Source organism: Pseudomonas sp. BJa3 (assembly GCF_026343815.1).
GTDB classification, from domain to species: Bacteria; Pseudomonadota; Gammaproteobacteria; order Pseudomonadales; family Pseudomonadaceae; genus Aquipseudomonas; species Aquipseudomonas soli.
Genome location: NZ_JAOXMC010000382.1, coordinates 1 through 252 on the forward strand (window position 1 = coordinate 1; position 252 = coordinate 252).

General features: G+C 69.4%; 1 protein-coding gene. It reads right to left on the reverse strand.

What is annotated here, in order from left to right:
* Window positions 1–252 (reverse strand): S46 family peptidase (locus tag OH705_RS28110; RefSeq protein ID WP_267303554.1); only part of this gene is annotated, 252 nt, incomplete at both ends.

Consider the following 252-nt stretch of genomic DNA (forward strand, 5'->3'; position numbering starts at 1 on the left):
CGATGTCTGCGCGTTCCTTCTCCGCCGCCGCGGTGGCCAGCATGCCGCGTTCGTCTTCCGCGCGGACGCGCACGGCATCGCTGCGGCGCAGGCCTTCCAGCTCGCCGGCTGCGCGCTTGCGGTTGTTCTTCAGCGACTGCAGTTGTGCGGCGTAGCGGGTCTTCGCGTCGGCGTCCTGCTTACCGGCCGCCTCGATCACCTCGATCAGCTGGTCGAACACGGCCACGCGCGCAGGCAGCGTCCAGTTGACCT